At 33.4% G+C, this 10413-nt stretch carries 9 protein-coding genes and 1 riboswitch; all 9 genes read right to left on the reverse strand.

Features of this window, described 5'->3' with window-relative positions; translation table 11 throughout:
- Positions 1 to 91: 91 nt before the first annotated feature.
- Positions 92 to 499, reverse strand: coding sequence for an allophanate hydrolase-related protein (locus tag K354_RS14470; RefSeq protein ID WP_037940884.1), 408 nt, complete (start codon positions 497 to 499; stop codon positions 92 to 94).
- Positions 496 to 1827: an allophanate hydrolase gene (gene atzF, locus K354_RS14475; protein WP_037940886.1), complete on the reverse strand. Its 1332-nt coding sequence runs from the start codon at positions 1825 to 1827 to the stop codon at positions 496 to 498. The genes K354_RS14470 and atzF overlap by 4 nt, the downstream gene beginning before the upstream one ends.
- Positions 1824 to 5420 (reverse strand): urea carboxylase, encoded by a 3597-nt coding sequence (gene uca / locus K354_RS0113315; protein ID WP_024955979.1) that lies wholly within the window; start codon positions 5418 to 5420, stop codon positions 1824 to 1826. Before uca ends, atzF begins: the two co-directional genes overlap by 4 nt.
- Positions 5421 to 5505: 85 nt before the next feature.
- Positions 5506 to 6126: an urea amidolyase associated protein UAAP2 gene (locus tag K354_RS0113320; RefSeq protein ID WP_037940889.1), complete on the reverse strand. Its 621-nt coding sequence runs from the start codon at positions 6124 to 6126 to the stop codon at positions 5506 to 5508.
- A gap of 10 nt (positions 6127 to 6136) precedes the next feature.
- Positions 6137 to 6856 carry an urea amidolyase associated protein UAAP1 gene (locus K354_RS0113325; RefSeq protein WP_024955981.1) on the reverse strand — a complete coding sequence of 240 codons (720 nt, stop codon included), beginning with the start codon at positions 6854 to 6856 and terminating at the stop codon, positions 6137 to 6139.
- The gene (locus tag K354_RS0113330; RefSeq protein WP_024955982.1) at positions 6846 to 7583 is read right to left on the reverse strand and encodes an ATP-binding cassette domain-containing protein; all 738 of its coding nucleotides are present in this window, start codon (positions 7581 to 7583) and stop codon (positions 6846 to 6848) included. Before K354_RS0113330 ends, K354_RS0113325 begins: the two co-directional genes overlap by 11 nt.
- A 2-nt stretch (positions 7584 to 7585) precedes the next feature.
- Positions 7586 to 8398, reverse strand: a complete 813-nt coding sequence (locus tag K354_RS0113335) for an ABC transporter permease (RefSeq protein ID WP_024955983.1) — start codon at positions 8396 to 8398, stop codon at positions 7586 to 7588.
- A gap of 12 nt (positions 8399 to 8410) precedes the next feature.
- Complete coding sequence (locus K354_RS0113340) at positions 8411 to 9490, reverse strand: putative urea ABC transporter substrate-binding protein (RefSeq protein ID WP_024955984.1); 1080 nt, start codon at positions 9488 to 9490, stop codon at positions 8411 to 8413.
- A gap of 45 nt (positions 9491 to 9535) precedes the next feature.
- Positions 9536 to 9635, reverse strand: a riboswitch (guanidine-I (ykkC/yxkD leader).
- Positions 9636 to 9920: 285 nt separating this feature from the next.
- Positions 9921 to 10328, reverse strand: coding sequence for an inorganic phosphate transporter (locus K354_RS0113345; RefSeq protein WP_024955985.1), 408 nt, complete (start codon positions 10326 to 10328; stop codon positions 9921 to 9923).
- Between the last annotated feature and the right edge of the window lie 85 nt (positions 10329 to 10413).

Here is a 10413-nt window from a genome sequence, read left to right on the forward strand (position 1 = left end):
AAACCAGCTATGCCAGACATGGGTGGCATGGGCGGAGGAATGGGCGGAATGCCTGGAATGATGTAAATTCTTATTTACTCTGAGCAAACTCCTATTTCATAGGAGTTTGCATCCCTATAAAGGCTCTCCAACTTTTTAGATTTGATATCTCTTTTGCATCTTTTACATGCTCACTCTCACATAAAAATCCATAAACACTACTTCCATCTTCTAAAAAAACACTTCCTATACATAAAGGCGATTGAATTTGTTTCATAAATTTTCCAAAATTTGCAACAGGCATTGACCAAACTTCAACATCTATTTGGAACTCACTTGAGCTATCAAAGACCATTCCTGGTCGAATCGGATCTTTATTTTCCAAGACAAAAAGTCTATACCCTTTTTTTGTTTGTGTTTTTTGTACAAGTTGTGCATCAAGCTGTGTCAATTGCCAATTTAGAGCTAATCCACTCATATGAGCACCACATACTCCCACTAATATTTCAGTATCTTTCATTTTCTCTCCAAATATTTTGTACTATAGCTAAAAAGTTTCTCTTCCTCAAACCTATCAGAGACTAGAGTTACCCCAAAAGGCAGACCATTTTCTCTAAAACCAGCAGGTACAGCAATAGCACATAAATCAAGTAAATTCATAAAGTTTGTATAGTAACCAAGATTTGTATTGAGTGCAATTGGGTTAGCGTTTACCTCATCAATTTTATAAATCGTTCCTGTCGTTGGAGTGAGAAAAAATTCATATGTAGCAAAGACTTTATCTATCAATTTTCTATTTTTCTTTAAGATGTATTCAGATTCAAAATAATTTATAGCATCTATTTTGTCACCATTTGAGATGATAGCTCGTACAGTCTCATTTAAAACTTCTGGTCTCTTCGTTATCAACTCTTTTATCGCAATATATCTCTCACAGACCCAAGGTCCACTATAAAGTAAGTTTGCACTCTCGTTAAATGGTTCAAAATCTATCTCTACAGCTTTGCCTCCAAGATTTTCAAACTTTAAGACTGCCTCTTCAAAAAGTTTTTGAGCAGCCTCATCACCAAAAAATTTCAACTGTTCTGTTTTTGGAATTGCAAAAGTAAACTTCTCTTTTACTTCTTTCTTTGTAGCTTCATACTCTCTTGCATATATATCTTTTTCATCGTATTTATTGACAATATCAAAAACACTCTGTGCAGATGATAAAGTTTTAGCAAATATAGTAACACAATCCAAACTTCGACAAGCAGGAACAACACCACTAGTACTTAAAACCCCTTTTGAAGCTTTTATTCCTATGATATTGTTAAAAGCTGCAGGCACTCTTCCTGAACCTGCCGTATCAGTTCCAAGTGAAAAACTCACTAAATCAAGTGCTACACTTACAGCACTTCCTGAACTTGAGCCTCCTGAAATATACTCAGGGTTGATTGCATTTTTACATGCCCCATAAGGACTTCTTGTACCAACAAGTCCGGTTGCAAATTGGTCTAGATTTGTTTTTCCAACAGGGATTGCCCCAGCTTCAATGAGCTTAGAAACTACAAAAGAAGAGTCATCAGGTATATACTCATACTCTTTACAAGCAGCAGTAGTTGGTATTGCTTTTAAATCTATATTATCTTTTATCGCAAAAGGTATGCCATACAGTGGAAAATCACTCGGATTTTTATCTTCTAGATTTTTTATATATACCTCTATCTCCTCTTGGCTGAGCGTATAAATCCAGATATTATAATCTTTAGTCTCCTCTATCTTAGAAAAAATTGATGCAAAAACTTCTCTTATACTTATTTGTTTACTAAGATATTGCTCTTTTAAACTCTCTATAGATAAATTCACTTTTCATCCTTTTTGATAACGACAAGATTATCTCCACTTTTTATATTGTCCCCTTCTTTATAAAGGATTTGAGAAACTACCCCACTTACTTCTGCCTCTATATCTACTTCCATCTTCATTGACTCTAAAATGATTAGAACATCTCCTATTTCTACTTTATCCCCTACTTTTACCTCTATCTTCCAGATATTTCCAGACATACTTGACTCAACTGCTTCTTCATCATCTGCTAAGATAAGTTCCTCTTGTGTATCAAAACTTTCTATATGTGTATCAAAGGCATCTAAGCCCTTCTCTTTCCACATAGTTTTTTCATCTTCAAAAGCACTCTGGCGTTTTTTTTGAAAAGTACTGTGAGATTCATGATTATCTTTTAAAAACTGTTTATACTCTTTGAGTTTAAAAGTTTTTGACTCAATATTTAAAGAATACTTTCCATATAAAAACTTTTCTCTTATCTCATGTAACTCTTCTGTACTTACTGGATAAAATTTGATTTGGTCAAAAAAGCGTAACAACCAAGGCTTTGTAAACTCTTTTGTACTTCTATAAGTATTCCACATTTGAAGGGTTCTACCAAAAAGTTGATACCCACCTGGTCCTTCCATCCCATACACACACATATATGCTCCACCAATTCCCACAGAGTTCTGTGCTGTCCACGTACGTGCTGGATTATACTTTGTAGTTACTACTCTTTGCGATGGATCAAGTGGTGTTGCCACAGGAGCACCTAAATAAACATCTCCTAATCCCATCACAAGATAATCTGCATTAAAAACTATATCTTTTACTTTATCAGTACTATCTAGCCCATTGATTCTTCTTATAAACTCTATATTTGATGGACACCAAGGTGCATTTGGTCTTACCCCTTGTTGGTACTTGTCAATAGCAAGTTGTATAGAAGGGTCATTCCAAGATAGTGGTAACCAAACTGTTCTTGAATCAACTTCCAAGTCTTCTATATTTTTTAAAGATGCAAGAGCTCTATTTACAAGATCCAGTATAGCCGCTCTACTTATTGTTTGACTATTAAAATGAATCTGTAAACTTCTTATACCAGGTGTTAAATCAATAATTCCAACTACATTTTCATCTTCTATATAACTCATAAGCGCATGGATAAAAAATCTTAATTCGATATCTAGTTTTAACTCTCCTGCTTCTATTAAGACAAACTCATTTCCTGCTGTTCTAATTGTTATATCAAGGTTTAACTCTTTATAGTTTAAAATCTTGATAATAGGTGTTGCACTTACAACATCAAAGTCAATTACATAATCATCCAACTTTGGTAAAATACCATTTGTCTGTATAGCTTCTTCATAAGCTTTAGTCATTTTATCTGCATTTTCTAAGCTAACTGGTTTAAACTTTATCTTATCACCTGATTTGAGTTGCCCTACTTTGTAAAGTTCACATGAGATTATCGTTGCAGGACATACAAATCCTCCAAGACTAGGACCATCAGGACCTAAAATAACAGGCATATCTCCAGTAAAATCAATAGTACCAAAGGCATAAGCATTATCATGTATATTTGATGGATGCAGTCCTGCTTCACCACCATCTTCTCTTGCCCATGATGGAGTTGGACCTATGAGCCTTACACCTGTTCTACTTGAGTTAAAATGTACTTCCCATGAAGCATTAAAAAACTCTGTAATATCTTGATTTGTAAAAAAGTCGGGACTTCCATGAGGACCATAAACAACACCTATCTCCCACTCTTCATACAGAGTTGGTATCTCTTTTAGTTTTTCAAAATCATGCTCTTTTTTAGGAGAAAAATCTAAAACATCTCCTGCTCGTAATGCTCTTCCTCCATGTCCACCAAACTCACCAAGAGTAAAAGTCGAAGCACTTCCTAGATAAGTATCTACATCAAATCCACCCTGAATAGCAAGATATGTTCTATTTCCATTACCAACGACTTTTTTAAACTCTAAAATATCTTCACATGTAACATTGATTGCTTCATACATAGGAACTAAATTGCCATTGATTTTTGCTTGCATATCTGCACCACCAAAACAGATAACACTCTCTTGTCTAAATTTAAAAGTTGCCCCTACAAAAGTCATCTCGATAAACGAAGCTTCTTGTTTATTATCTAAGATTTTGTTGAGTAGTCTTGGTGTAAGATTATCCATAGCACCTGAAGGAGGAATACCCACAGCCCAATACCCAGCACGTGCTGGAAAATCTTGTATAGTACTCATTGTTCCAGATTTTAGTACATCTACCTTATAAGGGTTATACTCTAAAGTATCTAGTACCTTTGTTGTAAAAGTAGTGTTGTGAAAAAATTCTTGCTTTGTTATAACCTCTAAATACGAGATATTTGACTCGATACCATATATCTTTGTCTCACTTAATACTTTTTGTAGTTTTGCTATATTTTCTTCACGTGTTTGGCTACATGTAATAATCTTTGCTAAAAGAGGATCATAAAAAGGACTCACTTGGCAGCCATTTTCTATCCAAGTATCGCATCTCACATCATCAGGAAATTTTACCTTTGTAATCAATCCAGTACTTGGTTGAAAGTTTTTACTTGCATCTTCTGCATAAATTCTAACTTCAAAAGCATGTCCTTTTGGATTATGTTCATACTCTAAAAGATCTTGGTTATCCCCTGCTGCTATTTTTATCATCCACTCAACTAAATCAACACCACAAACCTCTTCAGTGATACCATGTTCTACTTGTAATCTTGTGTTTACCTCAAGAAAATAAAACTTCTTTGCTTGAGTATCATAGATATACTCAACTGTACCTGCACTTTTATAATTGACTGCTTTTGCTAATTTATAAGAAGCCTCATATAAACTCTCTCTAAGTGCATCTGATATATTTGGAGCAGGAGTTTCTTCTATAACTTTTTGGTTTCTTCGCTGAATCGAACAATCTCTCTCTCCAAGAGTCTTTATATTGCCCTCTCCATCACCGAAGATTTGAACTTCTATATGACGTGCATTTTGTATATATTTTTCTAAAAATATACCACTATTGCCAAAATTTGCCTGTGCGAGATTCATAACACTCTTATAGCTTTGCTCTAATTCTTCTTCACTAAAACAAAGCTTCATACCGATACCACCCCCTCCAGCAGTACTTTTTAGCATCACAGGATAGCCTATCTGAGCAGCTTTTTCTTTTGTTTCTTCTAATGTGTTTAAAAGTTCACTTCCTTCTAACAAAGGAACATCATTGTCTTTTGCGATTTGGCGCGCAGTATGCTTGAGACCAAAATCTTTTATATGTTGAGACTTCGGACCTATAAAAATTATCTCATTTTTTTCACACTCTGCAACAAAATCTACATTTTCACTTAAAAAGCCATAACCTGGGTGTATCGCATCAACATTGTTTTCTTTACATATGCGTATAATTTTTTTATAATCAAGATAAGTTTCATCAAGAGATACTCCATGCAATGGTACTGATATATCAGCATTCATAACAAAAGAAGCATCTTTATCTGATTCACTATAAATAACAACAGATTCTATACCCATCTTTTTTAAAGTTTTGATAACCCTATTTGCAATTTCTGCACGATTTGCAATTAAAACTCTCTTAAACAATTTATATCCTTAATAATTAAGTAACGGGCCGTCCCGATTGTTTATATTTCATAGGTCGTCCTATGAAATTTTTGACTAAATAAGTCTATTTATCCCAGATGATAAGTTGTATTGGCGTTGGATTATAGCCATTACAGGGGTTGTTGAGTTGAGGACAGTTTGATATAAGGATTAAAGTGTCCATCTTTGCAACCATTTCTACATAATCTCCTGGTTTTGAAATACCATCTACTATCGCTAAATGTCCATCCTCTTCAACAGGAACATTCATAAAAAAGTTTATATTGTTTGTTATATCTTTTGGATTCATCTGTAATTCACCCACAAGTGTAAGGTAGTTATCTCTACATGAGTGCATATACTTTTTATCAAGCCCAAATCTTACAGAGTTACTCTCTGCACTACAATGCCCACCTAATGTATCGTGGTTACCGCAAGTATCTTCTACTATCTCCATCATCACATTATCATCAATACTCATAAGCTTTGTACCTTTTGTTATAAAGATACTCTCTTGCTCTCTTATCGTATCTGTTGCACTATATTTTTCTGAATAGTTATCATTGTTATAAAAGAGTGTATCGACAGCTTGGCATCCTTCAAGATCAACTATTCTAAAAGTTTGTCCTTTTTTTATGACACCTGACCAAGGAAGTCCTGATAAAATTTTTTCATTATAAATTGCGTTTTTTATATCTTTTGACATCTGTAATTCCTTATATAAAATATCTATTAGTGTTTATAAAGCCTCTTTTAGCTTCTTCAGAATAATGGGCATAATCTTCATCTTTAATCTCTATAGCATCAAAGATAGATATTTCTATATCACTGCTATCATAATCACCTGATTTGTCCATAACATGTGGAGTATTTGATAAAAACAATAACACATCCATATGAGCAGTAAGTTCTATAACATCACCCTCTTTTGCATTTTTTTGGCTTAAAACTAGTTTTGAACCCTCTTTAACATCTACTTTTTTAAACAAATTCAGTGGTTGGATAAAGTCTTTTTTATCCATTCCATATTTTCCAAGTTCTATCATGAAATTTTCTCTATCACTTTTATAGTAACCATTTCTACAACTATCAAAAGTTGCTTTATCTCCAAAGTTTTCTTTTATGATTCTGTCGTTTGAAATACCACCTAAGATATCAAGCAAACCATCTGTAGTGTCTTTGGTAATTGCAAACAATACTCTTCCCATCTCAGATAATAAAACTTTTTCCTCTCCTAAAAAAGCATTCCACTGTACCTTCACTGTATCTGCACTGTTAAATCGCTCACTAACATTTGAAGCGTTGTAAAACATTGCGCTTAAACTTGCCTTATTTCCTAAAGCTTTTAGTTGAATTGTTTGTCCTCTTTTTATGATTTTTGACCACTTTACACTTGTTGGTAAAATCTCATTAAATACTATTTTTTCACTTCTCATTTTTTCTTCCCTTACTAGAATCTATATCATTTACAATAGTCGAGCCAAATCTATTTGGATACTCTTTATCAGTTTTTACTTTATCAAAAACCAACACTCTCGTACCTAGTTTAAATGCTTCACTAATATCATGTGTCACCATCACTACACCAAAATTGAGCTTTGCATGGATATCTAAAAGTAACTCATGCATATCTATACTAATCCCTGGATCAAGTGCCCCAAAAGGCTCATCTAAAAGCAAAAGTTTTGGTTGTTTTATCAAAGATTGGGCTATTGACAATCTTTGCTTCATACCACCACTTAACTCATGAGGATACTGATACTTTGCATCTTGCAAACCAACAGCACACAAAATTTCTTCTGCTTTTTCATAAACTCTCTTTTTTGCTTTTCCAAAAAGTTTTCCAAAAAGCTGTGATTGTTCAAACTCCATTCCTATAATTACATTGTCAATTACATTTAAATGACTAAGCGTTGAATAGCGTTGAAAAACAATACCTCTCTCATCACTTGGTTCTTGTGGATAATCTTTTCCTTCAAAAAGCAACTTGCCTTTTGATGGAACTTCAATTCCCAAAAGCATTCTTAAAAATGTAGTTTTACCACATCCTGAAGGCCCTACTAGGGTACAAAATTCTCCATCTTTCATAGAAAAATTCACATGTTCTAAAACAATTGTATCACCATAACTCTTCCAAATATTATGTGCTTCAACAAGATTCATGGCTACTCCTTACCAAACCAAGGAAATAATCTTTGGTTAAATTGCTTTAGTATAAAATCAATCAAAAAAGCTAAAAATGTAATCCAAATTACATATGGTAAGATAACATCCATAGCAAGATAACGACGAACTAAAAATATCCTATACCCTAATCCCTCAGTTGCAGCAATTGCTTCTGCTGAGATTAAAAATATCCAAGCCGTTCCTAGTGTTATCCTAATAGCATCTATCAATCTAGGAAAAATTTGTGGAATCATCACACGTGTGATAATCTGCCAAGTATTTGCACCTAAAGTTTGTACCTTGATAATTTGTTCACTTGGTATCTCCTTCACTCTTTGATAAATTTCTCTAGTCATAATAGGTGCAACACCTAAAATAATCAAAACTACTTTTGATAACTCTCCAAGTCCAAAGACAATAAAGAGTATCGGGAGTATCGCCATAGTTGGTATTAGAGAAAAAAACCATATCAAAGGAGACAAGGTTGATGTCAAATAAGGAACCACACCTATAGCAATACCGATAACCAAAGCAAACAGAGCGCTTATACACACACCCATCGCTAATCTTCTTAAACTTGAAAGAGTATCATTGAGTAAGATATAATCTCCACTTCGTTTACTCTTTTCAAATGCCATTTTACTCATTGAGCCAATGCACTTTTCGATGGATGGTAGTAGTTTATCATTAGGATTCTCTGCAAGTCTTGCATTTGATGAACCCATATAAACTACTAAAATCAAAAGAAAAGGCAAAAGCCCCAAAAACATATTTGTCATTTTTGATGGAGCTTGATTAATTAACCTTTTCATTTAAAATCCTAATTATAGTTGACCTTCAGAAGCCATTTTCATATATGTATCATCAAATCTTAATTTTATATTGTCTTTATTTCCAATAACTTTTCCATTTGGAAATTCAATCCCTACAAAACCATAATCACTCGCACCTTCTCCATATAAACCATGATCAAAAGAAAATTTTGCAACAAATTCCATTGTTTTTACAATCTCATCGCTATTGTTGAATTTAACTGCATCTGCTGGCTTATAGTACATATGTGTAGTTTTTAGTTGGTCTTCAAAACCAGGTAAATCAGTTCCTGAAGCTTTTGCCATAATTGTCTTTGCTTCTTTCGCCTCTTTAGTATCTGAAGTCATTGTTTCCATCATCTCATACCAAGCACCAACTAATGCTTTACCAAGTGCTGGATTTTCTTTAAGTGTCTGCGTATTTACAACCATCAAGTCGATAATCTCTCCTGGAATATCGGAGCTATTGAACAAATTATTTGCCTTAGGCATAGCCATGATTTCACTTACTTGTGGTTTCCATGTAACTACTGTAGAAACTTGAGGAGTTGTATAAGCTGAAACCATATCTGCATCTGAAGTATTGACAACTGTTATGTCTCTTTCAGTCATGCCATTTTTTTCTAATCCACGTGCAAGAAGATAGTGAGAGATAGAAAGTTCAACTAAATTGATATTTGTGCCTTTTAGCTCTTTTAGAGATTTTGCTTCTTTTGAGATAACAACATCATTTCCATTTGAGAAATCACCAATAATAAGAGCAGTAGAGTCAACACCACCAGCCGCTGGAATTCCTAGTGCATCAGTATTTGCCATAACACATCCGTCAAATTCACCTGAACTAAATTGGTTGATTGATTCTATGTAGTCATTTATCTGAACTATCTCAACGTTGATCCCGTATTTTTTTGCCCATTTATCCATAATCTTTTGAGATTCGATAACATCCCAAGGCATCCAACCTACATAGATACTCCATGCAACTTTAAAATCTTTTTTTGTTTCAGCATATGCTGAGCTTAGTGATAGCCCTAAAAAAAGAACAGACAATGTAAGTAGCTTAAAAGCTTTTGCGAAAGTAGATGATTTCATCTAATACTCCTAAATAGAATTTAAAACACATGAAGAGGTCTTTAAACCTCCCGGGCTTTTATCCCTCCGTGTAACTCTCTATTTAAGAGTCGATTACTCTCGGACCAGACATCTATAGTAGATCGGAACCCTAGTAATCTATTAGACATATGAGGTAAAAACCTCTTATATGTTTTATATTTTACATATTAACATAAAATAGATTATAAAAGCAACATATTAATGCTTATTTTTTAATCATTTATGATTTTATGAAAAAATTATTATAAAATGTCTACTCGTTTTGTTTGTTAGAATCTATAATAAATAGGAAGGGTTGATGATTATCTCTATAAAGCTAAAGAAAGTGGTAGAAATAAAGTGATTTCCGATATTTAATATTTTAAAGGAAAAGATAGAAATCTTTTGTTAGATTTCTATCTAAATCATATTAATGTAGTAACATACCTCTTAGCATAAAATAGACTAATGCTGATAAAACAGCAGCAGCTGGAACTGTAATTACCCAAGCAGCTACAATTTTCTTTAAGGCATCTCTTTTTACATATTTTACTTTTTCTGCACTTTTTAAATGCTTTTTAGCCTCTTTTATTTTTTCTTCTTCTTCATCTATCATTTTGTAAAGTTCAACGATTCTTTCATAATCATATTTACCTTTTTTCTCTTTTGCTTCGAGTGTTTTTAACTCTCCAGTATAAGCTTTAAGAAGTTTCTTTTCATCAACAATGATTTCTCTATCATGTGCAATTTCATCTTTAATATTTGTATTTTCAAGGTACTCTCTCAAAAAACCAACACCAAAAATACCACCAACAATCGAGTGTGTTATTGTAAACAACGTTATGCAAGAAAACAATGACAACTATGGCTTCAATGCTTCAAATGGTGAATATGTAGATATGTTTAAAGAAGGAATTATTGAC

The sequence above is a fragment of the Sulfurospirillum arcachonense DSM 9755 genome, from assembly GCF_000597725.1.
GTDB lineage: Bacteria > Campylobacterota > Campylobacteria > Campylobacterales > Sulfurospirillaceae > Sulfurospirillum_A > Sulfurospirillum_A arcachonense.